Origin of the sequence: Sorangium sp. So ce385, from assembly GCF_051474135.1 — a bacterium.
Taxonomy (GTDB): domain Bacteria; phylum Myxococcota_A; class Polyangia; order Polyangiales; family Polyangiaceae; genus Sorangium; species Sorangium cellulosum_D.
The window spans coordinates 5269447-5293926 of sequence record NZ_CP150337.1; the positions used below are offsets into that span (position 1 = coordinate 5269447).

The following is a 24480-nucleotide window of genomic DNA, read 5'->3' on the forward strand; positions in this document are numbered from 1 at the left end:
CGAGGGAATGATGCGCAGTCTGGCGAGAAAGCAGGAGCCGAGGGCTCTGGTCACTCAGGAGTTCGGCACGGTGGTGCGCGCCGACGGCGCGGCGCTCGTCGTGGAGACCGACGCGGGCGAAGTCCGGGCGAAGCGCGCCAAGGGGTGCCTCCTCGAGCCCGAGGCGGGCGACCTCGTGCTCGTTGCCGTGGCGACCGACGGGCGTTGCTACGTGCTCTCCGTGCTGGAGCGGGAGGACGGCGCGCCCGGGAGCATCGTCGCGGACGGCGACCTGAACATCAAGCTGCCTGCCGGTCGCCTCGGCGTCGCCGCGCAGGACGGCATCGGCCTGGTCTCGGCCAAGGAGGTGGCGGTGGTCTCGGCGGGCCTCTCGGTGAACGCCGTCGACGGGAACGTCGCGCTGCAACGCCTCTCGTTCGTCGGGACGCTCCTTCGCGCGGAGATCAGCAAGGCCAAGGTCCTTGCCGGGAGCCTCGACTCCGTGCTGGAGCGGCTCTCGCAGCGGGTGAAGCGCTCCTACCGCACCATCGAGGAGAGCGAGCACCTCCGGGCCGAGCGGGTCGATTACGTCGCGAAGAAGACGATGAGCCTGCGCGGCGAGAACACGCTGGTGACCGCGCAGGAGCTCGTCAAGATCGACGGCGAGCAGATCCACCTGGGTTGAGGAGGCATCATGTTCGCGAACACGCAGATGGGCGGGATGAACCTGGGATTTCCGGACGTGTGCCTCACCCCGCCGGTGCCTGCCCCGATCCCTTATCCGAACATGTCCTTTGGCCCGGTGAGCGCGCCAGCCGCGTACAACGTGCTGTTCATGTGCGCGCCCGCGCATAACCTGCTGACGACGCAGCTCATCTCCGTCGGCGATCAGCCCGGCATCGCCCTGGGGGTCGCGTCCGGCTCGGTCATGGGGCCTTCCCGCCACATCACCGCGGCGTTCACCTGCCTCGTCGGCGGCATGCCGGCCACCCGGCTGACCAGCATGAGCCTGCAGAACTCCACGAACTGCCCAGGAATGCGGATCGTGCCGAGTCAGGTCAAGGTGCTCATCCTCTCCCCCTGAAGAGGCCGCCTCCCTCGGCGAGAGGCCGTGCACGAGGCGTCCAGGCGGGCTCGTCGGGAGTGTGAGCCCTTCGCGCCCTCCTGGCTTGCCCTGCTTCGCGGTGGGGGTGAGCTGACGCTCGACGCGCGGCGTACGCGCTTGGTAGAAGAGTCTCATGGCAGGGGATGAGAAGCCGGTCGAGGCGGCTGGGGCGGGGCTCAGCGCTGCGCACGGGGAGGCGGTGGCGCTCGCGATCATCGAGGCCTCGGGCGACCTCCGCGATCCGGTGATCGCCGGATGGAGCGAGGGCGCAGAGCGCCTCTTCGGGTACACGGCGGAGGAGGTCCTTGGGCGGAGCCTGCTCGACACGCTGTCGGGCCGCGGCGGCCGGGAGGCCTTCCGGCGCCTCGCCAAGGACGGCAGCGGCGCGTCGCATCGCTGCGAGAGCGCGCGGAAGGACGGGAGCGAGGTCGTCGTCGCGTGGGCCCAGCATCCCCTCCGCGACGGGTCCGGGCGGCCGGCGCGCGCGATCTACGTGGGGCGCTACGTCGGGCGTGACGTCGAGCAGGGCACCTCGGCGCGAGCCCCGGCCGAGGCGGAGCCCGGGGTCGCGCAGCAGCTCCTCCGGGCCATCCTCGACCACTTGCCGATCGTCGTGTGCAAGTACGATCGCGAGGGGGTCTTCACGTTCCATGACGGCAAGGGGACGGAGGCCGCTGGCGTCACGCCGGGGCAGCTCCTCGGCGCGAACATCCTCGAGCTCTACGGCAGCGACATGGAGGCCTCGTGGGGAATGCGCCGCGCGCTCGCAGGGGAAGCCGCGCGAGACGTCTCCGACGTGCAGGGCGCGAGCTGGGAGACATGGTATCTCCCGGTGCACGGCGCTCGCGGGGGGCCCGACGGCGCGATCAGCATCACCCTGAACGCCTCCGAGGCGAGGCAGAAAGAGATCGAGCTCCGGGCGAAGCTGCAGCTCATCGAGAAGCAGCAGAAGGTCATCCGCGATCTGTCGACGCCCATCATCGAGGTATGGGACAAGGTGCTGACCCTCCCGATGGTGGGCGTGGTGGACAGCCTGCGGCTCTCCGAGGTGATGGACAACCTGCTCTCGGCGATCGTGAGCAAGGACGCTCGGTACGCGATCCTCGATCTCACCGGCGTCGATGCGGTCGATACGCAGACGGCCCGGTACCTCATCGAGATCATCGACGCCATCCGGCTCCTCGGCGCGGAGGGGATCGTCACGGGGATCCGGTCGAACGTCGCTCAGACGATGATCACGCTCGGGGTCGACCTCTCCGGCGTCACGACGGTGGGCAACCTCCGCGCGGGCCTCAAGCTCTGCATGCGGCGCATGGCGGCGACGGGCGAGGCCGGCGGCGCGCCGGTGAAGTGAGGAGAGGGGGGCCAGGAAGGCCAAGCGCGGTGCCCGGCGGGCGTGGGGTCACCCGGCGCTCGCCTCGGCCAGCGCATCCTCCAGCCTGTCGTTGCCCCAGAACATCTCGTCGCCGACGAAGAATGTGGGCGCGCCGAAGATCTTGCGGCGGATGGCCTCTTCGCTGAACGCCCGCAGCCTGGCCCTGCGCGCCTCCGCGTGGGCCTCCTGCACATGCTTGCGGCCGTCCAGCCCGAGCTCATCGAGGACCTGCGCCGCCACCTCGTCGGTGTCGATGTCCTTGTCCTCGGCGAAGTTCAGCTGCATCACCCGCCGGCAGTAGTCGCCCACCCAGGGCTGCTCGGCAAAGGCGGCGGCCACGCGCATGGTGCGCACCGCCGCGCGCGGAAAGGTGGTGGGGCGGCGCCATGGCACGCCGTATTTGGCGCATTGGCGGGCGGTGTCGATGAACGCGTATTCGCCCTTTTCCTTCTGCAGCACGAAGGGCGAGGTGTCCCATCCCAGGCGCTTGAAGACCGGGCCCAGCAGGAACGGGCGCCAGACGATGTCGACGCGTGCATCCCGCGCCAGCGGCGTGATCCGGGAGATGGCGATGTAGCTGTAGTTGCTGCCGAAGTCGAACCAGCACTCGAGCTGTCTTGTCATGGGTTCTCCTGCTCGTCGCGTTCAATCGTAGACCACCAGGCAGCGCACTTCGATGCTGCGCCGCAAGGGCGCGTCGCTCGGGATGTGGGGCAGGTCGAAGGCGGCGTGGGGCGTGAAGCGCGAGGTGCCGCTCGCTTGCGAGTCAAACTGCTTGAAGACCAGCGCCTCGTGGGTGTCCATGTCCGAGAAGTAGGCCCAGCGGTGGCCGGGCGAGTGTTGCGACAGGTAGATCTCACCGACCCGGCGCGGGTACCGCAGCTCCGCGGGCACCAGGTCACCCACGTTCACGCTGGTGGCGTCGCACACCGCCAACGGGGTATCCCTCACGACACCGCCGATGGAGCGCCAGATGTTGACGATGCTGTAGCGGCGCACCGCGGCAGCGGCGTCAGGATCGTCGAGCACCGAGTGCAGACGCCTGCGGCCGCTGTCTTCCGAGTAGTCGTTGTGCACCCGGCCCACCGCCGCGACCGCGCTCCCGGCGCGGCTGCGGCCAAAGGTCAGGGGCGGGCGGCCTTCCTCGCGCTGGCGCAGCAGGTGGTCGAACACGAAGCCGCGCGAGGCGCCGGTGACGAGGCAGGCCAGCTCCACGCATTCCGGGTAGTAGACGGCCTGGAGCGCCTCCTTATCATGGAAGTTGCGCAGGCGCGAAGGCGCGTCCCACAGCTCGAAGCCCTCGTGGTGGATGCGCGGCGGGGCGGGCGCGAGGCGCGCGTCGACGATCGGCACCTCGCGCAGGTCGTGCTCGAAGTCCTCCCGGGGCACTTCCGGGCCTGTGTCAACCAGGTGGATGACCGGCCGGGCGTCCGCCGGTTTCAGATAGCCCACCGTGCCGCGCACGAATGGCACACGAGGGCGAGATGGCGTGAACGCCGGCCGTTGGCTGCCACGCGGGGAGGTGGCGGGCAGGGGGTCGGCAAGCGTGGCGGGAAGGGAGGCGGGCAGGGAGGCAACGGACGTCAAGGACTTCTCCTTGTGAATGGACCGCGGCGCGCGGCGCACGTCCATTTCATGTCACCGGCGATGGACCCTCAAGTGAGATTTCGGGCGGACTCGCATTCCTGGCACGCATGTCAGTGCGTGTCCGAGGCGGCCTGGCGGCGTATCCACTGGCATACCCGGTGCACGTCGGGCGTGGGGCTGGGATCGGATTGGACCAGCCAGTACTGGTGGGACGATGTCCACTGTCCCTGGTCCCATCCCAGCGCCTCCAGGCTGCCGGCCTTGACCAGCGGCGCGACGAGGGCCGAGCGGCCCAGCGCCACGCCGCGCCCGCTGGTGGCGGCATGGATGAGCTGGTCGTACTGGTTGAAGCGGATGATGCCCCGGGGCTTCAGCCGTTCCAGCCCCATGAGCTTGAGCTTCTCGTTCCATTGCAGCCAGGGCCGCTGCGGCTCGTCGAGCTCCAAGAGGACGTGCTGCTTGACCACCTCGGCCGCCGGGCGGCCGCGCAAGTGCAGCGACGGATGGGCCACGGGCACCAGCGTCTCTCCAAACAGGGGCACCGCGCCTTCCGGCGCGGCGCTGGGCGCGCAGTAGCGGACGGCGATGTCCACGCCTTCGGCGCGCAGGTCCATCAGCTTGTTGCTGGTGGCGATGCGCACGTCCACGTCCGGCAGCTCTTCGTTCAAGGCGCCCAGGCGCGGCACCAGCCACAGGCCGACGACGCCGATGCTGGCGGTGATCGTCACCGGCTGCTTCTCGTGGCGCTTGTGCATCGCCGCCGTCGCGTCCTGCAGCTGTTGCACCGCCATGTCGGCCACCTTGAAGAACTTCTCACCGTCGACCGTGAAGCGGATCGACCGGTGGCCGCGCACCAGCAGCTTCACGCCGAGCGCCTCTTCCAGGGACGACACCTGGCGGCTGACCGCAGATTGGGTCAGGCACAGGTCCTCGGCGGCCAGGGTGATGCTCATGCGCCGGCCGACGGCGACGAAGCCCTTGACGAGATCCAGCGACGGAAGTCGGACGAGAGGCAGTGACATGCTCAGCGCTCATGTGAAGTGGACGTCAAGGATGGTGGGACGGCCGCCCGTCCGTCAAGCGGGTGGTCGAGGGCTGCGAGAGCTCGCCGACGTGTGCCTCGACCTCGTCCACCGGGGCGTCTTTCGGACGGCGCCCTCGATGGCCGTCTCGCTCAGGTGGGCGTAGCGGTGCATCGAGGCGATCGACGTGTTGCCGAGGTGCTCGCGGACCTTCTGGAGCGTCCAACGGCGGCCCCACCAGCCCTCGACGAGCGAGCCGGCGCATCTGTGGCGGAGGTCGTGCCAGCGGAGCGGGCGCGTGATGCTGGCGACGGCGACGTAGCGGTCGAAGAGGTCGACCTTCTTCTGCTTCCGGCGGCCGGTGCCGGACGGGAGCGTGACCATCTCTCTACGGATGAGCGGGGCCTTGCCTTGAGCGGGGCCTTGCCTTTCGAGACGCGGCCGCCCCGGGCGCCCGGGAAGACGAGGGCTTCGGGCCTGTGAGGAGCGTAGGTGGGGGAGGAGGGCGAGCCAGCGGCGGCAGATATCGGCGGCGTCGGCGGAGAGGTAGAGGCGGCGGATCTTGCTGTTCTCGAGGGCTGTTGCTTCGAGCGGAAGCGGCCCACGACGTGCGGGTCGGCGTCGAGCCACGGGATCGATGGTGAGGTGCTGCGGCGTGCCGTCGTCGAGCGCCTGACGGAGCGGCCGGATCACGTGCTCGACCGCGGCGGGTGAGATCCTCTCGGTGCGCGCTACGCTGTTGCGGTCAGCTTCTTCTGGAGGCCGCACAGCCAGACGTCGACGTCGCCTCCGCGCTCCCGACAAGCGCCACGTCGGCGAGCGGTCCACTCGCGATGTGCGTCCACAAGCGCGGCCAGATCGGCCGATCTGCCGCGGAGCCCGCCGCCGCGCGCCGGCGGTGGAGCCCTTCGTCCCGGATCGAGGCATAGGCGAGTATGCCTATGCCTCGATCCAGCGGCCTCGGGTACGCTCGTTGCAGTCGCCTGCATCTCCACGAACGCAGGGAGAACTGCAGGTCCGCAAGGGCACGAGCATGACAGTTACCTTCAATAACCGCACCTCTTAGGCTGCGTCCACCTTCAACCATCCCTGGGATGCCCGACAGCCGCGCAGCGGCGGCCGGCGGCGTCCAGCTGCCGGTGATTGAGGAAATGGTGCCGTCAATCAGCGCCCGCCCGCGCGCCGCGCCGCGCCGCGCCGCTCGGGTCGGATCGATGGCTACGGTCGATAACAACAGGCGGCTTCGAGCCGCATGTCTGCGGAGGATTTCATGCAGGTGATCGTCGTGGGCGCCGGGATCGGCGGCCTGGCCGCGGCTCTTTCGCTCCACGCCTCGGGCCACGAGGTGACGGTGTTCGAGGCCGCGCCCACCCTCCTGCCGCTCGGGGTCGGCATCAACCTCCTGCCCCACGCCGGCGAGGTGCTGCACGAGCTGGGCCTTGTCGAACCCCTCCTGGCCCAGGGGGTGGCGACCCGGGAGCTTGTCTATTTCAACCGCTTCGGCCAGCGCATCTGGGGCGAGCCGCGCGGCCGCTTCGCGGGCCACGCCGCGCCGCAGATCTCGCTGCACCGCGGCGCCCTGCAGGGCGTGCTGTTCGACGCCACCGTCGAGCGGCTGGGCCCGGACCGGGTGATCTGCGACCGGCGCTTCCTGGACCACGAAGAGGGCGAAGACCGCATCGTGGCGCGCTTCCTCGACCGCGAGGGCGTGGCCCGGGAGGTCACCGCCGACCTCCTGATCTGCGCCGACGGCATCCACTCGGCGGCGCGCGCCCGCCTCTATCCGGACGAGGGGCCGCCGGTCTACGGCGGCCGCATCCTGTGGCGGGCGACCACGCTGGCGGCGCCCTTCCTCACCGGCGCCAGCATGATCATGGCCGGGCATCAGGACCAGAAGTTCGTCGCCTATCCCATCTCCCCGCCGGGGCCGGACGGCCGCCAGAGGATCAACTGGATCGCCGAGCTCGCCGTCGCCGAGAGCCTGCGGCGGGAGGACTGGAATCGGCGGGGCGATCCCGCCGACTTCCTGCCCAGGTTCGAATCGTGGCGCTTCGACTGGCTGGATGTCCCCGGGCTGATCCGGGGCGCCGAGGCGATCTACGAGTTCCCGCTGGTCGACCGCGACCCGCTGCCGCGCTGGAGCCATGGGCGCATGACGCTGCTGGGCGACGCCGCCCATCCCATGTATCCGATCGGCTCCAACGGGGCGAGCCAGGCCATCCTCGACGCCCGCGCCCTGGTCCGCGCGCTCGCCGCCCACGCCGATCCGGTGGAGGCGCTGGCCGCCTACGAGGCCGCGCGCCTGCCCGCCACCGCCGCCATCGTCGCGGCCAATCGCGGCAACGGCCCGGAGCAGTGCATGCAGATCGCCCAGGACCGCGCGCCGGACGGCTTCGACCGCATCGAGGACGTCTTCGCCCCCGGCGAGCTGGAGGCCATCGCCGCCCGCTACAAGGTGCTGACCGGCCTGAAGCGCGCCTCGGAGCCCCTCGCGTGAGCCCGCCCCTCGTCCCCCTGATGACGCTCGAGGTGGCCGTGGACCCGCCGGTCACCGTCGATCCAGGCCCGCCCGGCCGGCGCTTCGTCCCCATCGTCGGCGGTACGGTGGCCGGAGGCCTCGAGGGGCGGGTGCTGCCGGGCGGCGGCGACTGGCAGACGGTCTGGGATGACGGGCGGACCGACATCTCCGCCCACTACATCCTCGACATCGCCGGCCATGGAACGGTGGAGATCCTCTCCGAAGGCGTCCGCGCCAGGCCCCCGGAAGTGATGGCGGCGCTCGAGCGCGGCGAGGCCGTGGACCCCGGGCTCACCTATTTCCGCACCTCCATCCGCATGCGCACCTCGGCGCCGGGGCTCCAGCGGCTGAACGCCGTGCTCGCCCTGGCCGTGGGCGAGCGGCTGGCCGACCGGGTGCGGCTCACGGTTCACGAGATCGGCTAGGGGCGCGATCGCGGCTGAGACAACACCACGGAGAACGCATGAGCACACTGACGAGATCGTCGATACGCCGGGGCGAACTTGGCGCAGGTATCTTGGCCGTCATCCTCAGCATCACGTCCTTCAATCGCTCGGCACGGGCACAGGCGCAGCCCGAAGCGCCGCCGGCGCCCACCGGCGAAGACCCGCCGATCGCGGCCCCTGCAGCCGAGCCCGCGAGCCCTCCTGCAGACGCGAGCGCGGCGCCGTCTGCGGAAGCCCCCGCCGGCGCGCCGGCACCGCAGGGCGCTGCCGGGCCCGGCCCAGCGCCGCCGGCGCCACCTGCGGCGGAGGAGCCATGGAAGCTGCCGCTCAGCGTCGCGGCCTGGGCCCGCGTCGGAGGTCGCTTACAGAATCCCGGCGCGCGCGAGAAGATGGACCGGCTGCTCGGGGATGGAGAGCTGGACCTGTCGTTTTCAGGCGAGATCAACCGGTTCATCGGGGTGCAGGGCGCGATCGTCGCTCAGTTCGGGCCGACCCCGACCGGGGGCAACATCGCGGGCAGCGCGACCCTGCGTGACGTCATCGCCAAATTCAAGTTTCATGATCTGCTGAACGTCTGGATCGGCCGCATGATCGTGCCGTCGGATCGCTCCGCCTTCTCCGGGCCGTGGTCGATGGGGCCGTGGAACTATCCCGGGTTCTTCGAGCCCTATGCGCCGCCCATCGGGCCGAGGCAGGGGCCTTTCGGGCGCAACGATGGGGTGACCGCCTGGGGCAAGATCGCGGGCGGCCTGTTCAAGTATTACGTGGGCGCTTTCAACCTGCATGACTCCTCGGTGAGCCCGCTCTACACCGCGAGGCTCAACCTGAGCTTGCTCGACCCGGAGCCAGCCTATTACCAGAAGTCCACGTACCTCGGAGAGAAGGATATCCTCGCGCTCGGCGTGGCGGGCGAGGTGCAGAGAGGAGGCTCCGTCGAATCGCTGCCGCCCCCTGCGGCCGGCATGCCCCCAGGCACCCCGCGCACGGACACCTATACGGAGATCAACGCCGACCTCCTGTTCGAAAAAAACCTCCCCGCGGCGGGCACGATCACGCTCGAAGGCGCATTTCACAAGTACTTTGGCGATTTCGAGAGGTTCGACTACTCCTATTTCGCGCTCGCGAGCTACCTCACGCCGAGCGACGTGGGCGTCGGGAAGCTGCAGCCTCTGGTCCGGCTGCAGCAAGCGAAGCCGAAGAACGCCGACCCCTATCTGCTCATCGACGCCCAGATGGGCTACATCATCGAAGGGCACGCTGCGCGCGTGGCGCTCGGCTATCAGAGGAGCGATCTGTCCGGGGCGAAGGGGAATGCCCTGTTCCTCGGCGTCCAACTGCAGAAGTGATCCCCTGAACATGGGGGCGCCGCGTCCACGAACCGGTCGCGAAGAGCCGGTCAATCGCAGCATTGGAACGCCACGGTCACCGCCCGTCGGGACGCCGGAGGCGCCCGCGCAGCGGGGCGAGGCGCCTGGACGCGCGTGAGCACGGCGCGCATAGGCGAGTATGCCTATGCCGCGAGCCGGAAGGATCGGATACGAAGTCATCGCAGTCGCCTCCGAGGAGCTCGCCCCCGCATGAAGCTCGCCTCTCTCCGCGGCCCCGGCCGCGACGGCACGCTCGTCGTCGTCCGCCGCGACGGCCTCGCCTACGCGCCGGCCGGCGCCGCCTTTCCCACGCTCCAGGCCGCGCTCGACGACTGGGAGCGCGCCGAGCCGGCGCTGCGCCGCCTCGCCGACGACATCGAGCGCGGCGGCGCGGCCGTGGCCCCGCTCGCCGTGGAAGAGCTCGCCGCGCCCTTGCCCCGCGCGTACGAGTGGATCGACGGGTCGGCGTACATCCATCACATCGAGCTGGTGCGCAGGGCGCGCGGCGCCGAGCCCCCCGAGACGCTCACGACCGATCCGCTCGTGTACCAGGGCGGCTCCGGCGTGCTCCTCGGGCCGACCGACGACATCGTCCTGCGCGACGAGGCCTGGGGCCTCGATTTCGAGGCCGAGGTCTGCGCCGTCCTCGGCGACACCCCGCAGGGCGCGCGCCGCGACGAGGCCCACCGGCACATCCGCCTGTTCCTGCTCGCCAACGACGTGACGCTGCGCAACCTCGTGCCCGCCGAGCTCGCGAAGGGCTTCGGGTTCTTCTGCTCGAAGCCGGCGACGGCGTTCTCCCCGTTCGCGATCACGCCCGACGAGCTCGGCGACGCGTTTCGCGACGGGCGCGTCCACCTGCGGCTCCGCTCCACGTACAACGGCGCGCTCGTCGGCGACCCCGAGGCCGGCCCGGAGATGCACTTCTCGTTCTTCGACCTCATCGAGCACATCGCCAGGACCCGCAGCTTCACGGCCGGGACCCTGCTCGGCAGCGGCACCGTCTCGAACCGGGATCCGGCGCGCGGGGTGTCGTGCCTGGCCGAGAAGCGCATGCTCGAGGTCCTCGCGCACGGGGCGGCGAGGACGCCCTTCATGAAGCCAGGAGACACGATCATGATCGAGATGCTGAATCGCTCGGGAGAGAGCCTGTTCGGGCGCATCGCGCAGCGGGTGGTGGCCGGATGAGCGCCAGGGTGGAGTCGATCGGCATCAAGCGGGTGGAGGCCCTGCACTACTACGTGCGCGACCTGGAGCGGAGCCGCAGGTTCTACACGGAGAAGCTCGACTTCCAGGAGATCGCCGCGAGCTCGCCCGAGCTGAGCGCGGCGGCGGCGCAGCAGTCGATCGTCTTCCAGGCCGGCGCGTGCGTCATCGTCTGCTCGCAGCCGATCGGCGAGGGCGGGCGGGCGTGGCGCTACCTGCGCAAGCACCCCGACGGGGTGGGCACGATCATCTTCGAGGTGGAGGACATCGACCGCGCCTTCCGGCTGCTCGACCGCCGCGGGGGCACGCCGATCGACGAGATCCACCGGGCGACGGACGAGGGCGGCACGTTCGCGTCGTTCTCGATCACGACCCCGTTCGGCGACACCACCTTCCGCTTCGTGGAGCGGCGCGGTTACCGGGCGCTGTTCCCCGGCTGCGTCGCCTACGACACGCCGCGCGGCGGAGAGAACCGGTTCGGGATCGCCCGGTTCGATCACATCACCTCGAACTTCCAGACGATGGCGCCCGCCTTGCTCTGGATGGAGCATGTGCTCGGGCTCGAGCCGTTCTGGAAGATCGAGTTTCACACGAACGACGTCGGGACGGGCGCCGCTCACGGCTCGGGCCTGCGCTCGGCCGTGATGTGGGACCCAGCCTCGGGCGTGAAGTTCGCGAACAACGAGCCTTATCGGCCCTACTTCAAGAGCTCGCAGATCAACGTCTTCAACGAGGAGCACCGCGGCGACGGGGTGCAGCACGTGGCGCTCGACGTGGACGATCTCCTCGGGGCCGTGCGCGGGATGCGCGGCCGAGGGGTGGAGTTCATGCCGACCCCGGCCGCCTACTACGACCTCATGCCCGAGCGCCTGCAGCGGCTCGGCGTCGGGCAGATCGACGAGGACGTGGCGGCGCTGCGGGAGCTCGAGGTGCTCGTCGACGGCGACGGCGCGCGATCCTATCTCCTCCAGATCTTCCTCAAGGAGTCGTCAGGCACGCACCGCGATCCCGACGCGGGGCCGTTCTTCTTCGAGCTCATCCAGCGGAAGGGGGACCGCGGCTTCGGCGCCGGCAACTTCCGGGCGCTGTTCGAGAGCATCGAGCGGCAACAGAAGGCGCAAGGGAGCGGCTGATGCTCGACCGCATCGCCGTCGGGACGGTCCCCCGCAAGCACCACATCGCCCTCCGGAGCGAGGCGGGGGAGCTCCGCTACGAGGAGTGCCTGACGCGGGCGGGCTTCGACGGCCCCTACACGATCGTCTACCACGAGCGGCGGCCGCACGAGCACCGGCTCGCGCGGGCCGAGCACGGCTATGCGCTGCCGGTCGCCGCGCCGGAGCGACCGCTCGCGAAGCGGCACTACAGGACGCTGGATCTGCCGCGGCGGGCCGGGCCCGCGATCGACTGCCGCGTGCCGCTCCTCTTCAACGACGACGTGGTGATCGGGATCGCCCAGCCGGACGCCGACGATCCGGTGTACTTCGCGAACGCCGACGCCGACGAGCTGTTCTTCATCTTCCGCGGGAGCGGAGTCCTGCGCACGATGCTCGGCGATCTCCGCTTCGAGAGGGACGACTACGTCGTCATCCCGAAAGGGCTCTTCTACCGCTTCCTCCCCGACGACGCGCCCCAGCGGTGGCTCGCGATCGAGGCCGCGGATATCCACCTCCCGCGCCAGTGGCGCAACGAGGTTGGCCAGCTGCGGATGGATGCGCCCTACTCCCACCGCGATTTCCGGCGGCCCACGTTCGTCGGCCCCCTCGACGAGGGTATCCGGTCCCTGGTCGTGAAGCGCGGCGGCGCGTTCCACGGCTTCGCCTGCGAGCGCTCGCCGCTCGACGTCGTCGGCTGGGACGGGGCCGTGTACCCGTTCGCGTTCCCGATTCAGAGCTTCCAGGCGCGCGTCGGGCTCGTCCACCTGCCGCCGGACTGGCACGGGACGTTCGCGGCGCGGGGCGCCCTGATCTGCAGCTTCGTGCCGCGCCCCGTCGACTTCCACCCGGAGGCGATCCCCTGTCCCTATCCCCACTCGTCCGTCGACTGCGACGAGCTCCTGTTCTATTGCCGCGGCGACTTCACCTCGCGCCGCGGCGTCGGCCCGGGCAGCATCTCGCACCACCCGGCCGGCGTCCCGCACGGGCCGCACCCCGGCGCGTACGAGGCGAGCCTCGGGATCCGCGCGACGAGCGAGCTCGCGGTCATGCTCGATACGACCCGTCCGCTCGCGGCCACCCCGGCCGCGCTCGACGTGGAGGACCCGGGCTACCAGGACAGCTTCATCGCGGGCCCATGACGGGGGAGAACCTCCGGGCGGCGCTCCAGCACTGCATCCGGCAGATGAGCAAGGAGCACGCCGCGAGCGCGCCGCAGCGGCGATGATGTCTTCACCCGCGAGCCGTCCGTGGACGGCGCGGCTTACGCCCCGAGCTCCGCGATCGACCGGCAGACACGGCGGAGCCGGTCGCGCAGCCACCGGTGCGCGGGGTCGGCGTCGAAGCGGGGGTGCCACGCCTGCGCGATGGTGATCCCCGGCGTGGTCACCGGCAGCGGGAAGGTGACGAGATCGAAGCGCGGGGCGGCGTGCGCGAGCCATTTCGACGGGAACGCGCCGACGAGGTCGGAGCTGGCGAGGAGGAGCAGCGCCGCATAATGGCCTGACGCCACGGCCGCGGTGGTCCGGGCAAGCCCCTTCTTCTTGAGGGCGTCGTCGATGGGGCCCCAGATCTTCCCCTGCCTCGACACGCCGAGGTGGGCGTGCTCCACGAACCGCTCCAGCGTCACCTTCCCGGACGCGAGCGGGCTGCCGCGCCGTACCACGCCCACGAAGCGGTCTTTGGCGAGCGCCTGCACGCGGATCTCCGGGCCCATGTCGCCGATGATGCCGACGTCGAGATCGATCCGGCCCTCCCGGAGCGCGGCCACGTCCTCGTCGCCCTCGGGGAGGAAGCGGACCGTGACGCCCGGCGCCTCGGCCCTCAGGGCGTCGAGCAGCGGGGCGCCGAGGAGCCCGAGCAGGCCGTCGCTGGTCCGCACCGCGAAGCTGCGGGTGAGCGCGGCGACGTCGAGCGCGCCCCGCTCGCGGAGGACCGCGCTGGCCGAGGCGACCACCGCGCGCACGCGCGGGCGCAGCTCCGCGGCGCGCGGCGTGGGCACGAGCCGCCGGCCGGCACGCACGAGGATCGGGTCGCCCACGGCCTCGCGGACGCGCGCGAGCGTGCGGCTCATGGCCGAGGGGCTGAGGTGCATCCGCCGCGCGGCGAGGAGGACGCTCTCCTCCTCGAGGAGGACGTCGAGCGCGACGAGCAGGTTCAGATCCATGGAGTGCATGGGACGCAACGATACCTTACCGTACGTGCACTGGAAGCCATGTCTCCTCTGGCGCACCTTCCGTGTCGACAGGGCAGCCGCGAAGGCAGCAGCGCCGTCGCCGTGAGCCTGCCCGGAGGAGAGTCGCCATCATGAGCACCACGCTGAATTCGCCGCGCGTTCAAAGCACCCTCGACCGCCTCTTCCAGGACGCCGACAGCGGCGATCCGCGCGTCATCGCCCGCGTCCGCGGCGACTGGGAGCGCCGCGGGCCGAGCCCGGACGCCGAGAAGCTCGCCCACATGTTCGCCGACGCGTATCTGCCGGTCTCCCGCGAGGTCGGCCGGCTGCTGCACCTCCTCGCCTTCGCGGCGAGGGCGCGCACGGTGGTGGAGTTCGGCACGTCGTTCGGGATCTCGACGCTGTTCCTGGCCTCGGCCGTCCGCGATGGGGGCGGCGGGCGGGTGATCGGCAGCGAGATGCACCCCGAGAAGGTGCGGCGGGCGCGGAACAACCTCGAGGAGAGCGGGCTCGGCGATCTCGTCGAGATCCGCGAGGGGGACGCCCTGGTGACGCTCCGGGACGTGGAGGGGCCGATCGATTTCGTCCTGCTGGACGGGTGGAAGAATCTTTATTTGCCGGTGCTGCGGATGCTCGAGCCCCGGCTGAGGAGGGGCGCGCTCATCGTCGCCGATGACCTCGACATCGCGCCCGACGACCTGCGGCCTTATCTCGAGTACGTGCGCGGCGCGGGCAGCGGCTACGGATCGGTGGAGATCCCGCTGGGGGACAGGCTGGAGGTCTCCTGCTGGCACGGCCGCGACGGCCGCGAGGGCGGGGCGTGACAGCGAGCGATCGCCCTGCGCCTCGCGCGAGGGCGACCGGCATGATCCGGCGCCCGAGGCGCTCGGTGGAGCGCTCGTGTCCGCTCCGCTTCAGTCGAGCCGGATGACGATCTTGCCGAAGTGCTTGCCCGCGGCGAGCTTGGCGAGCGCGTCGCTCGCCCGCTCGAGCGGGAAGACCTCGTCGATCACGGGGTGGATCGCGTGCGCCTCGAGCGTCGCCGTGAGATCGACGAACGACTGGCGCGAGCCGACGATGACGCCCTCGACGCGGATCGCCCGGAACAGGATCGGCATCGGATCGATCTGGCTGCCGACCCCCGTGAGCAGCCCGATGAGGCTCACGACGCCGCCGGGCTTCACCGCCTGCAGCGAGCGCGGGAGCGTGCCGGCGCCGCCGACCTCGATCACCCGATCCACCCCCTCGCCGCCCGTCAGGCGCAGCACCTCCTCGTGCCACTCCGGCTGCTGCCGGTAGTCGATCGTGTCGGTCACGCCGAGCGCGCGCAGGCGCTCGATCTTCGCCGCGCTGGACGACGTGGCGATGACGCGCAGCCCCGCGGCGCGCGCGAGCTGCGCGGCGAAGATCGACACACCGCCGGTCCCCTGGACGAGGACGGTGGCGCCGGGCGCGGGGCGCGGCCACGACTCGAAGAGCGCGGACCACGCGGTCACGGCGGCGCACGGGAGCGTCGCCGCCTCGTCGAAGCCGAGGTGCGCGGGCGCGGGGAGGAGCCCGTCCTCGGCGAAGACCACGAGCTCGGCGAGGACGCCGTCGCTCTGGCCGGCGCCGAGCTGCGCGGCGCGGTACGCCTGGCGGAACGGCCCCGACGCCCACGTCGGGAAGTACGTCGAGACCACGCGGTCCCCGGTCTTCCAGCGGCGCACGCCGGCGCCGACCCCGACGACCTCGCCCGCGGCGTCGGCGAGGGGGATGAGGTCGTCCTTGCGCTCGCCGTGGTACAGGCCGCGCGCGACCATGAGGTCACGGTAGTTGATCGACGCGGCGCGGATGCGCACGAGCACCTGTCCCGGACCGGGCTTGGGCGCGGGGCGCTCGGCGAGCGTCCATGCGTCGGCTTCGGAAGCGTTCTTTCGAATGATGACGGCTTTCATGGCGTGTCCTCCCTGGACACCCCATCCGTAGATCCATTCCGCCGGGCGCAGTAGTCCGCGCGAGGGAACGTCACCTGTGCTATTTCGGCACAGATCATGATCTCGTTAGCCGCGATCGAGCTGCTCGTCGCCACCGTCGAGACCGGGAGCTTCTCTCGCGCGGCGCGCCGGCTCGGCGTCACGCCTTCGGCGGTGAGCCGGCGCGTGATGCGCCTCGAGCGAGAGCTCGGCGTGGCGCTCCTCTCGCGCACGACGCGCTCGCTCCGCCTGACGGACGACGGGCAGGCCTTCTATGCGCGGTGCGTGCGCATCGTCGAGGAGCTCGGGGAGGCGACCGAGGCGCTCGCGCGCGCCAGCACGAAGCCGGTGGGGCTCCTGCGCGTCGACGCGCCGGTGACGCTCGGACGAGAGGTGATCGCGCCGAGCCTGCCGCGCTTCTCGGCGCGCACTCCCGACGTCCGGGTCCACCTGACGCTGCACGATCAGCAGGTCGACCCCGTGGCCGAGGGGCTCGACCTGCTCGTGCGCATCGGCCAGCTCGGCGACTCGAGCCTGGTGGCGCGCCGGCTCGGCGCGAGCCGCATCGTCCACTGCGCGGCGCCGTCGTACATCGCGCGGCGCGGCGCGCCAAGGGCGCCGGCCGATCTCGCGCGCCACGACTGTGTCGGTTACTTGCGCGATGGGCGGCCGGATCCATTTCGCTTCCTGACGGGGGACGGGGATGCCGTGCTCGATGTGCCCATCTCCGGACCGTTCCACGCGAACGACGCGGATGTCCTGAAGCGCCTCGCGATCGCGGGGAGCGGGATCGTGGCGATGTTCGATTTCCTCGTGAAGGACGCGCTGGCCGAGGGGACGCTCGTGACCGTGCTGGAGGAGGCTCGGACGATGAGCTGGCCGATTCACGCGCTCTACCCGAAGAATCGGCATTTGCTGCCGAAGGTCCGGGTGTTCGTCGATTTTCTCGCGGAGGTCTTCGCGCCGTCGGGGGCGCGGCGCGGGGGAGAGCGCCGGCGCGGCGCGCGGCGTGGGTGAGGCGCTCATCGATGGCCGACGGCTGGCGACCGCGCCATGGACCTTCGTGCCGAGATCGCGGTACGTTCTCCCTGGGGCGCGCCATCCGCGTCCGTCACGGGAAACAGCGGGGAGGTTGTACGATGAGCAAGTTATTGACGGCGGCCGAGGCGATCGAGGCAGCAAGATACAATGACGCCCGCGCGCTCGACCTGCTGGTCATGCTGCGGAGCTTCTTCGGCGTCGACCAGCAGGAGAGCACGCGCAGCTACACCGAGGCGCTCGTGCTGCGCATCGCGTGGTTCCAGCGGCGCCTGGGCCTCTCCGTCGACGGCAAAATAGGACCGACGACGCACCCGCTCCTCCTCGAACAGCTCGGCGCCGCCGACGCGGGCCCGCTCTGGCCAGCCGAGGACGCGCCGCCGGAGGCCCGGCTCGCGCACTACACGATGCTGTGCAAGCTGGCGGGGCACGACCCCACGGGATCGAGGACGACCTTGCTCGGCCTGCGCGGCGTCCGGCTCTTCGGCCTGCGCACCCATATCGTGAGGAGCCGGAGCGAGTACGACGACGCGTTCGTGCTGCTGAGCTTCCAGGGCGACGAGAAGGTGTACGAGTTCCGCGGCGCGACGCACCCGTACCAGACGACCTCGAAGGCCTCTCCGGACGTCGACGGTGATGGCCGTCCCGACGTCGGGATGCTGAGGCCGGGGCACTATCATGTCGAGGCGCTGTCCGACCTCTACAAGGGTCACCCGGCGCTCGTGGTCCTCCGCCCCTCGGGGGTGAACCGCGGGCGGCTCCCCGCATACCGTGACACGAACCACGACGGCCTCTTCGACGAGGCCGAGATGCGCGCGGCCGAGACGGCCACTTCCGGAGGGCAGGTGTCGGAGGGGATCGGGGCGTGGATGGATCAGGTCCTCTTTCATCCGGGCCTCGGATTCAGCTCGATCGGCTGTCAGACCGCACGCTCCGAGGACATCAGGAAGCTCCACGCGCTGGGGAAATTCGAGTACCTGCTCGTCAACGCGGTGGACGTGCTCGCCCTCATGAAGCAGATGCGATGAATGCGCCCCGGGGGCTGACGATCGAGTCGCGCCCCGCGCCTCAGCGTGACAGGCGCGCCGCCAGGTAGCGGCGCATGGACATCGGCGCTCGGCCGAGCAGGCGCTCCAGCGCCGGATCCACGGCGGCGAACTCGCGCTCCCGGCTCGCCGCGAACAGGCCGACGAGCAAGTCCGCCCGGTGCTCGGGGACGCCGTGAGACACCATGTCCGCTCGGAACGCTCGATCGCTGACGGTTTCTCGCGTGATCGAGCGCCCGAGGAGCTCCGAGGCGATCGCGGCGATCTCCGCGAGGTCGAGGGCCGCGGAGGCGGTGAGCGGCGGGGTCAGCCCTTCGAGGCGCGCCTCGTCCGTCAGCGCGATCACCGCCGCGTCGGCCAGGTCGCCGTGCTCGGTCCACGAGACCGGGCCGTCCTCGGGCGCGACGAGCTTGCCGGTCTCGAGCGCCCGCTCGAGGAGCATGAGCCCGGACGCGGCATAGAACCCGTTGCGGAGCGAGGTGAAGGCGACCCCCGACCTCTGCAGCAAGGCCTCGGTGGCCGCGTGGTCGCGCATGGGCGCGAAGCGGGACGCCGGGTTCGAGCCCATGTGGCTCGTGTAGAGGACGCGGCGGGCGCCCGCCGCGCGCGCCGCCTCGATCGCGCCTCCGTGCTGGCGCACCGCGTCCTCGCCGGCGCGGTCGATGGAGACGATCAGGACGTGCGAGGCGCCTTCGAAGGCGTGGCGCAGGCTCGCGGGGTCCTCGAAGGTCCCCCGACGCACGCGGACGCCGCGCTGGGCGAGCGCGCTGGCCTGCTCCGGGTCGCGCACGCTGACGCCGAGCCGAGCGGCGGGCACGCGCTGAAGGAGCTTCTCCGTGATGGCTCGGCCGAGCTGACCGTTGGCTCCAGTGACGATGATCATGACAGACCTCCTGCCGCGTCGGGCGCAGCGACCGTGCGCGATCGTCCCGAGGACCACGCGGCTCTCCGTGCGCCGCGCGGCCCGTGACGATGGCGCTCTTCACGGGGTCGAACCTAGCGCTGGCCGCCGGAGCGCATTAGTGTGCTTGGAGGGAAGGAACTGTTGCCGTGGACGCACAGATCGATCTGGACCTCAACGACGCCGCGCTCCTCGTGCGGGTCGTCCGGACGCGCAGCTTCTCGGCCGCCGCCCGCGAGCGCGGGGTGCCGGTCTCCACGGTGAGCCGGCGCATCGCGCGGCTCGAGTCCGCGCTCGGCGTCCGGCTCCTCGAGCGAACGACGCGGCGGCTGCAGCTCACCGACGCCGGGCGCGCGTACTTCGGCCACGCCGAGCGGGCGATCGACGATCTCACGCAGGGCACGCATCACGTCCGCGAGCTCCAGAGCGAGCCGCGCGGGCGCGTGCGGATCGTGGCGCCGGTCTCGCTCGGCGCCGCGGTGGCGAGCGCCGTCTGCACCTACCTCGCGAAGCATCCCCGCGTGTCGGTCGACCTCGAGATCGACTCGCGGCGGCTCGACCTCCTCGCCGGGAGCTTCGACGTCGCGATCGTCCCGGGCAAGGTGGACGACACCACCGACTTCGTGGCGCGAGAGCTGTGGCGGGCGACGCGGAAGCTGCTGGTTGCGAGCCCGCGCTACCTCGAGGCGCGGGGCGTTCCCCAGCGGGTCGAGGACCTCGCGCGCCACGATTGCATCGCGCTGCACGCGACCGAGGGAATGGCCACGTGGACGCTCGGGCAAGGGCGCCGGAGGCGGCGCTTCGCCTTCGAGCCCCGCTTCTATGTGAGCGAGTCCTCCGCCGCCCACCGCGCGACGCTCGCGGGCATCGGCATCGCGATGCTCCCGGAGGTGTTCTGCGCCGAGGACGTGGCCGCGAAGCGCCTCGTCCGCGTCCTCAAGGGCTACGAGGCCGAGGCCGGGGGCGTCAGCCTCGTCTATCGCGCGCATCGGGCCCTGACGGCCGCCGTCCGGACCTGCGTCGACCACCTCCTCGGGGAGCTGCCGGCGACCGATCCGGCGCGCGCCGGCCGCGGCCGCGGCGAGTAGGTCGCCGGCGGGCGCTCACTGGATGCCTTCAGCCGCGAGCGCCGCGCGCACGGCCGGCCGCTCGGAGAGCCGCTCGAGGTACGCGCCGAGCGCGCCGGGCAGCTCGACCCGCAGCAGGTACCGATACGTCCTCAGGGCGAAGTACGCGTACGCGTCGAGGATGGTGAACCCGTCCCCGTGGAAGAACGGCCGATCGCCGAGGTCCTCGGCGAGCAGCGCGACGCGAGCGCCGAGGCGCTGCGCGGCCCAGCGCTTCGACTCCTCGCTCACGTTGGGCATCAGGGTGAACGGCGCGAAGCCCTTGTGCAGCTCGGTGGCGATGAACTGCAGGCGCTCGTCGAAGCGGACCCGCACGAGATCGCCGCGCGGCGGGGCGAGCCTGGCCTCCGGCCACCGGTCGGCGATGTAGTGCAAGAGGACCGCTGTCTCGGTCAGCAGGGCGCCGTCGGGGAGCAGCAGCGCGGGCACGTAGCCCTTGGGGTTCAAGCGCGCGAAGTTGTCGCCGCTCGCCGTCGTCTTGGTCCTCAGATCGACGCGCGCGAGCTCGAACGGCGCGCCGGCTTCGCGCAGAGCGACGTGCGGCGCGAGCGAGCATACCCCGGGAGTGTAGAACAGCTTCATCGTCTCGGTCATGCCCGGAGTCTAGGGAGCGGCTGGGTATTGAACAATGCACGCAGATTGATCACTCTGTCCATCGCCATGAACAACCGCCCCGACTTCGCTGCCATCGAGGCCTTCGCCCGCGTCGCCGAGGCCGGCACCTTCCGCGCCGCCGCCCTCGCCCTGTCCGCGCCGGTGTCGACCGTCAGCGTGCAGGTCAGCCGCCTCGAGCGGCGCCTCGGCGCCCGGCTGTTCGAGCGCACGACGCGGCGCGTCCGCCTGACCGAGGAGGGGCGCGCGTACCTCGAGCAGGTGCGCGCCGGGCTCGACGCGATCGCCGAGGCGGAGCGCGCGGTGTCGTCGCGCAGCAACGAGGCCCAGGGGCGCCTGCGGGTCGCCGCGCCGGTCGAGTTCGGGCAGGCGGTGCTCGGGCGCGTGCTCGGGCGCTTCGCCAAGGAGCACCCGGGCGTCGCCGTCGAGGTCGAGCTGACCTCCGAGCGCGTCGAGCCGGTGCGCGACGGCTTCGACCTCGTGATCGAGGCCGATCCGTGCGACAGCGCGTCGCTCGTCGCGCGCAAGCTCGGCGCACCGTCGCGGCGCCGGCTCGTCGCCAGCGCGGACTACCTCGCGCTCCGCGGCGCCCCGGCGCACCCGCGCGAGCTGGCGCGGCACGCGTGCCTGGTGATGGGCACCCGGCGCGAGGCGGCGACGTGGCGCTTCACCCGAGGAAGCGCGAAGCTGTCGATCGTGCACCGCCAGGCGACCGCGAACAGCTGGGCGCTCGTGCGCGACCTCGCCGTCGCCGGCTGCGGGATCGGCTGCCTGCCGGATTACCTCGCAGCGCCCGCGATCTCCGAAGGCAAGGTCGAGGAGGTGCTTGCGGCGTACGCGATGCCCGCCGAGCAGATGTACGCCGTGTATGCCCGCGGCCGGCACGTGCCGGCGCGCCTGAGCAGCTTCGTCGCGGCGCTGCGGAGCTTCCTCGAGGTGTGGCCCGGCTGTCTGCCGAGGCCGGCTCCGCGCACGTCCGCCGCCTGCGAGCTTCGCGAGGCCCGGCGTTGAGCGCGCGCATCATCCTGGTTCGGCACGGCCGCTCGGCGCACGTCCACACCGGCTGGATCGACGCCGCCGGGTTCCAGCGCTGGCGCGACGCCTACGACGCCGCGGGCCTTTTGCCCGGGGAGAGGCCGCCGCCGGCGCTCCGGGCGCTGGCGATGCAGGCGGGCGCGGTGGTGGCGAGCGACCTGCCGCGCGCCCGCGCCTCGGCCGAGCTGCTCCTCCCCGGCGGCGAGATCGCCACGTCGGCGCTGCTGCGCGAGCTGGAGCAGCCGGCGCTGCCGCTGGGCAACGCGCGGGTGCCGCTCGCCGTCTGGGCGCTCGCGATCGGCCTCCGGAAGGCCTACGGGGCGCTCCGCGCCGAGCCGCCGCCCGCGGCGCAGCAGCGCCAGGCCGCCGAGGCGGCCGAGTGGTTGATCGGGCTCGCGGTCCAGCGCGGCAGCGTGCTCGCGGTCACCCACGGCTGGCTGCGCGAGCTGCTGTCGCAGGCGCTGGCGGAGCGCCGGTGGCGGCGCGAGCACATGTCGGGGCGCTACGCCCACTGGAGCGCGTGGACGCTGACCGACGGGCGTCGATCCGGATCGTGAATGCACGCCCGGCGGGCCCAGAGCGGCCCATGAGCTGAAGCTGACGGAAAAGCGAAGAGCTTCGAAACGCCATGGCGCCAAGGACGCCAAGACAAGACAAGCTCTTGCGTCCTTGGCGTCCTTGGCGGTTCATCTCTCGCCGGCTCCTCGCAAGAGCGTAACCTTGGCGCTCACACGACGCGGGGGCGCGGCGTCTCGGGCCTCCGGTCGGGATCCGGGAGGGAACCATGGCACGTACGATGTTCTGTGCGCTCTTCACCGCAGTGACGCTCGCGATCGGGTGCGCCGCCGGAAACGAGGCCTCGACGCCCAAGGCGGCCGCGACCCAGGGCGGGCTGCAGTTGCCGGCGGGAGCGAGGTTCGTGGATCTCACGTACTCCTTCGACGACAGGACGATTTACTGGCCGACGGCCGCCACGGGCTTCGTGCTGAATCGGGTGCACCACGGCCTCACCGAGGGTGGGTACTTCTACGCGTCGAACGACTTCTGCGCGCCGGAGCACGGCGGGACGCACCTCGACGCGCCCATCCATTTCGCGGAGGGCAAGAGCACCGCGGACGCTTTGCCGATCTCGCGCCTCGTCGCGCCGGCCGCTGTCGTGGACGTGTCGGCAGCCGCCGCGAAGAACGCCGATTACCGCGTGACGAGCGCCGACATCGAGGCTTTCGAGCGGGAACACGGCGCCATCGCGCCCGGGACCGTCGTGCTGATCCGCACCGGATGGGGGAGCCGCTGGCCCGATCGGAAGCGCTACCTCGGCGACGACAGGCGCGGCGACGCGTCCAACCTGCACTTTCCCGGCATCGGCGAGGACGCTGCGCGCGCCCTCGTCGCGCGGAAGGTGGCCTCGGTCGGCATCGACACGGCGAGCGTCGACCACGGGCCGTCGAAGGACTTCATCGCGCACCGGGTGCTCCTCGGCGCCGACATCCCCGCCTTCGAGAACGTCGCCTCGCTCGAGGCGCTGCCGGCGCGCGGCGCGCTCGTGGTCGCGCTGCCCATGAAGATCCGCGGCGGCTCGGGGGGACCGCTGCGGATCATCGCCCTTCTGCCGCGGTAGCGCCGGCGCCGAGGCGGGAACGCCTCAATGCTTCTTCTTGCAGCCCCCGTAGCGCTCCACGCTCGCGAGCGTCGGCGGGTTGACGAAGTTCGTCGCGTCATACCCGCCCGTGATGAGCACCGAGCCGTCTTGCAGCGTCGTCGCCGTGTGGAAGCCTCTCTGGATCGGATCGTCGATCACGGTCCACGTATTGTTTGCCTCCTTGTAGATCTCCGCGCCCTCGCTGCCGACGGCCATCACGCGCCCGTGGTCCATGGTCGCCACCGCGGATGCCCAGGTGTGGCGGAAGTTCGGCGGCGGGGTCGACGTCCACGTGTCACTCGCGGGATCGTAGATCTCGGCGGTCTCGCCGGCGTCGACGAGGACCACGATCTCCTCCTCGGTGCCGCCGTAGATCCTCCCGCCGCCGCCCACCACCAGCACGCGCCCGCTCGGCAGCAGCGTGGCCGTGTGCTGCATGCGGGGCAGGTTCGTCGGCGCCGCCGCCGTCCACGCGCCCGTGGCCGGATCGTAGATCTCCACGCTGGTGCGACCTGCGGGCATCTCGTTGCCGTTCAACGTGTAGCCGCCGACGACGAGCACGCGCCCGTCCTGGAGCAGCGTCGCCGTGTGCAGGTGGCGGGTGACCGACATCGACCCTGCGCTGGACCAGGTGTTCGTCGCAGGATCGTAGAGCACCGCCTCCTTCAGCACGCTGTCGTCGTCGCTGCCGCCCGTGCGCAGCACCAATCCGCTCGGCAACGGGGTCAGCGCCGTCTGGGCGAACTCCCAGCCACGGGCCGCCTCGGCGGGCGTCAGCGGCACGCTCGTCGTCGCGCCCGTGCTCGGATCGTAGACGAGCCCACCCGGGCTGAAGAGCACCCTGCCGTCCTGCAGGAGCGCCGCGCCCACCTGGTACATCGGGTAGGGCAGCGCGTCGCCGGTCGTCCACGTATCCGTGGCAGGATTGTAGAAGTCGACCGTCGTGGGGTAGGGGTAGTCGCCGCTGCCGCCGGCGACCATCAGCCGGCCGTCCGGCAGGAGCAGCGCGATGTGACGCTCGCGCGCCTGGGGCAGCGGCGCCACAGACGACCACTCCTCGTGGACACCGACGTGGCGGCGGCACTTCTTCTTCGCGTGCTTCGCGTGGTGGCCGGCCTTCGGCGCCGCGCGTGCCTCGAGCGCCGCCTCCTCGAACGCATCATCCGCCAAGGCCACCGGCTCCGCCGCAGGGCCG

At 71.3% G+C, this 24480-nt stretch carries 26 protein-coding genes; 17 read left to right on the forward strand and 9 right to left on the reverse strand.

Annotated elements, in window-relative coordinates:
* The first annotated feature begins 7 nt into the window (after positions 1–7).
* The 3 genes from WME83_RS19240 to WME83_RS19250 all read left to right on the forward strand — a co-directional run bounded on the left by WME83_RS19240 (position 8) and on the right by WME83_RS19250 (position 2438).
* The gene (locus WME83_RS19240; RefSeq protein WP_437320739.1) at positions 8–664 is read left to right on the forward strand and encodes a DUF3540 domain-containing protein; all 657 of its coding nucleotides are present in this window, start codon (positions 8–10) and stop codon (positions 662–664) included.
* A gap of 9 nt (positions 665–673) precedes the next feature.
* A complete protein-coding gene (locus tag WME83_RS19245; protein ID WP_437310865.1) occupies positions 674–1063 on the forward strand; it encodes a DUF4150 domain-containing protein in 390 nt (129 codons plus the stop codon).
* Positions 1064–1217: 154 nt separating this feature from the next.
* Positions 1218–2438 (forward strand): PAS domain-containing protein, encoded by a 1221-nt coding sequence (locus tag WME83_RS19250; RefSeq protein ID WP_437320740.1) that lies wholly within the window; start codon positions 1218–1220, stop codon positions 2436–2438.
* Positions 2439–2486: 48 nt separating this feature from the next.
* Here the strand turns inward: WME83_RS19250 and WME83_RS19255 are convergent, their stop codons facing one another.
* The 4 genes from WME83_RS19255 to WME83_RS19270 form a co-directional block, all read right to left on the reverse strand.
* Positions 2487–3083, reverse strand: coding sequence for a 2-hydroxychromene-2-carboxylate isomerase (locus WME83_RS19255; protein WP_437320741.1), 597 nt, complete (start codon positions 3081–3083; stop codon positions 2487–2489).
* A 21-nt stretch (positions 3084–3104) separates the two neighbouring features.
* Positions 3105–4046: a CmcJ/NvfI family oxidoreductase gene (locus WME83_RS19260; RefSeq protein WP_437320742.1), complete on the reverse strand. Its 942-nt coding sequence runs from the start codon at positions 4044–4046 to the stop codon at positions 3105–3107.
* Between the two features lie 110 nt (positions 4047–4156).
* Positions 4157–5068, reverse strand: a complete 912-nt coding sequence (locus WME83_RS19265; RefSeq protein WP_437320743.1) for a LysR substrate-binding domain-containing protein — start codon at positions 5066–5068, stop codon at positions 4157–4159.
* Between the two features lie 54 nt (positions 5069–5122).
* Complete coding sequence (locus WME83_RS19270; protein WP_437320744.1) at positions 5123–5452, reverse strand: hypothetical protein; 330 nt, start codon at positions 5450–5452, stop codon at positions 5123–5125.
* Between the two features lie 108 nt (positions 5453–5560).
* Between WME83_RS19270 and WME83_RS19275 the strand changes: the two genes are divergently transcribed.
* The 7 genes from WME83_RS19275 (at position 5561) to WME83_RS19305 (ending at position 12898) form a co-directional block, all read left to right on the forward strand.
* Positions 5561–5782: a hypothetical protein gene (locus tag WME83_RS19275; RefSeq protein ID WP_437320745.1), complete on the forward strand. Its 222-nt coding sequence runs from the start codon at positions 5561–5563 to the stop codon at positions 5780–5782.
* A 538-nt stretch (positions 5783–6320) separates the two neighbouring features.
* Positions 6321–7565 (forward strand): flavin-dependent oxidoreductase, encoded by a 1245-nt coding sequence (locus tag WME83_RS19280; protein WP_437320746.1) that lies wholly within the window; start codon positions 6321–6323, stop codon positions 7563–7565.
* Positions 7562–8011 carry a DUF3237 domain-containing protein gene (locus WME83_RS19285; RefSeq protein WP_437320747.1) on the forward strand — a complete coding sequence of 150 codons (450 nt, stop codon included), beginning with the start codon at positions 7562–7564 and terminating at the stop codon, positions 8009–8011. The genes WME83_RS19280 and WME83_RS19285 overlap by 4 nt, the downstream gene beginning before the upstream one ends.
* A 38-nt stretch (positions 8012–8049) precedes the next feature.
* Positions 8050–9378, forward strand: coding sequence for a hypothetical protein (locus WME83_RS19290; RefSeq protein ID WP_437320748.1), 1329 nt, complete (start codon positions 8050–8052; stop codon positions 9376–9378).
* Between the two features lie 231 nt (positions 9379–9609).
* Positions 9610–10587 carry a fumarylacetoacetate hydrolase family protein gene (locus WME83_RS19295; RefSeq protein ID WP_437320749.1) on the forward strand — a complete coding sequence of 326 codons (978 nt, stop codon included), beginning with the start codon at positions 9610–9612 and terminating at the stop codon, positions 10585–10587.
* Positions 10584–11738, forward strand: a complete 1155-nt coding sequence (locus WME83_RS19300) for a 4-hydroxyphenylpyruvate dioxygenase family protein (RefSeq protein ID WP_437320750.1) — start codon at positions 10584–10586, stop codon at positions 11736–11738. The genes WME83_RS19295 and WME83_RS19300 overlap by 4 nt, the downstream gene beginning before the upstream one ends.
* Positions 11738–12898 carry a homogentisate 1,2-dioxygenase gene (locus tag WME83_RS19305; RefSeq protein WP_437320751.1) on the forward strand — a complete coding sequence of 387 codons (1161 nt, stop codon included), beginning with the start codon at positions 11738–11740 and terminating at the stop codon, positions 12896–12898. The genes WME83_RS19300 and WME83_RS19305 overlap by 1 nt, the downstream gene beginning before the upstream one ends.
* Positions 12899–13020: 122 nt before the next feature.
* Here the strand turns inward: WME83_RS19305 and WME83_RS19310 are convergent, their stop codons facing one another.
* Positions 13021–13932, reverse strand: a complete 912-nt coding sequence (locus tag WME83_RS19310; RefSeq protein WP_437320752.1) for a LysR family transcriptional regulator — start codon at positions 13930–13932, stop codon at positions 13021–13023.
* Positions 13933–14063: 131 nt separating this feature from the next.
* Between WME83_RS19310 and WME83_RS19315 the strand changes: the two genes are divergently transcribed.
* On the forward strand, positions 14064–14756 hold the full coding sequence (locus WME83_RS19315) for an O-methyltransferase (RefSeq protein WP_437320753.1): 693 nt from the start codon (positions 14064–14066) through the stop codon (positions 14754–14756).
* Between the two features lie 90 nt (positions 14757–14846).
* Here WME83_RS19315 and WME83_RS19320 read toward each other — a convergent pair whose 3' ends face one another.
* On the reverse strand, positions 14847–15869 hold the full coding sequence (locus WME83_RS19320) for a zinc-dependent alcohol dehydrogenase family protein (protein WP_437320754.1): 1023 nt from the start codon (positions 15867–15869) through the stop codon (positions 14847–14849).
* A gap of 96 nt (positions 15870–15965) precedes the next feature.
* Here WME83_RS19320 and WME83_RS19325 point away from each other — a divergent pair, with 96 nt between their 5' ends.
* Together WME83_RS19325 and WME83_RS19330 are read left to right on the forward strand one after the other, a co-directional pair.
* A complete protein-coding gene (locus tag WME83_RS19325) occupies positions 15966–16904 on the forward strand; it encodes a LysR family transcriptional regulator (RefSeq protein ID WP_437320755.1) in 939 nt (312 codons plus the stop codon).
* Between the two features lie 122 nt (positions 16905–17026).
* On the forward strand, positions 17027–17953 hold the full coding sequence (locus tag WME83_RS19330; RefSeq protein ID WP_437320756.1) for a peptidoglycan-binding domain-containing protein: 927 nt from the start codon (positions 17027–17029) through the stop codon (positions 17951–17953).
* Between the two features lie 40 nt (positions 17954–17993).
* Here WME83_RS19330 and WME83_RS19335 read toward each other — a convergent pair whose 3' ends face one another.
* A complete protein-coding gene (locus tag WME83_RS19335; protein WP_437320757.1) occupies positions 17994–18854 on the reverse strand; it encodes an NAD(P)H-binding protein in 861 nt (286 codons plus the stop codon).
* A gap of 167 nt (positions 18855–19021) precedes the next feature.
* On the opposite strand from WME83_RS19335, the gene WME83_RS19340 reads away from it, so the two are divergent.
* Positions 19022–19960, forward strand: coding sequence for a LysR family transcriptional regulator (locus tag WME83_RS19340; protein WP_437320758.1), 939 nt, complete (start codon positions 19022–19024; stop codon positions 19958–19960).
* A 15-nt stretch (positions 19961–19975) separates the two neighbouring features.
* On the opposite strand, the gene WME83_RS19345 is transcribed toward WME83_RS19340, so the two are convergent.
* Positions 19976–20593 carry a glutathione S-transferase N-terminal domain-containing protein gene (locus WME83_RS19345; protein ID WP_437320759.1) on the reverse strand — a complete coding sequence of 206 codons (618 nt, stop codon included), beginning with the start codon at positions 20591–20593 and terminating at the stop codon, positions 19976–19978.
* 45 nt (positions 20594–20638) lie between these two features.
* On the opposite strand from WME83_RS19345, the gene WME83_RS19350 reads away from it, so the two are divergent.
* The 3 genes from WME83_RS19350 to WME83_RS19360 all read left to right on the forward strand — a co-directional run bounded on the left by WME83_RS19350 (position 20639) and on the right by WME83_RS19360 (position 23264).
* Positions 20639–21622 (forward strand): LysR family transcriptional regulator, encoded by a 984-nt coding sequence (locus tag WME83_RS19350; protein WP_437320760.1) that lies wholly within the window; start codon positions 20639–20641, stop codon positions 21620–21622.
* Positions 21619–22203, forward strand: a complete 585-nt coding sequence (locus tag WME83_RS19355; protein ID WP_437320761.1) for a histidine phosphatase family protein — start codon at positions 21619–21621, stop codon at positions 22201–22203. The genes WME83_RS19350 and WME83_RS19355 overlap by 4 nt, the downstream gene beginning before the upstream one ends.
* 227 nt (positions 22204–22430) lie before the next feature.
* A complete protein-coding gene (locus WME83_RS19360; RefSeq protein ID WP_437320762.1) occupies positions 22431–23264 on the forward strand; it encodes a cyclase family protein in 834 nt (277 codons plus the stop codon).
* Positions 23265–23288: 24 nt separating this feature from the next.
* On the opposite strand, the gene WME83_RS19365 is transcribed toward WME83_RS19360, so the two are convergent.
* Positions 23289–24455: a Kelch repeat-containing protein gene (locus WME83_RS19365; protein WP_437320763.1), complete on the reverse strand. Its 1167-nt coding sequence runs from the start codon at positions 24453–24455 to the stop codon at positions 23289–23291.
* Between the last annotated feature and the right edge of the window lie 25 nt (positions 24456–24480).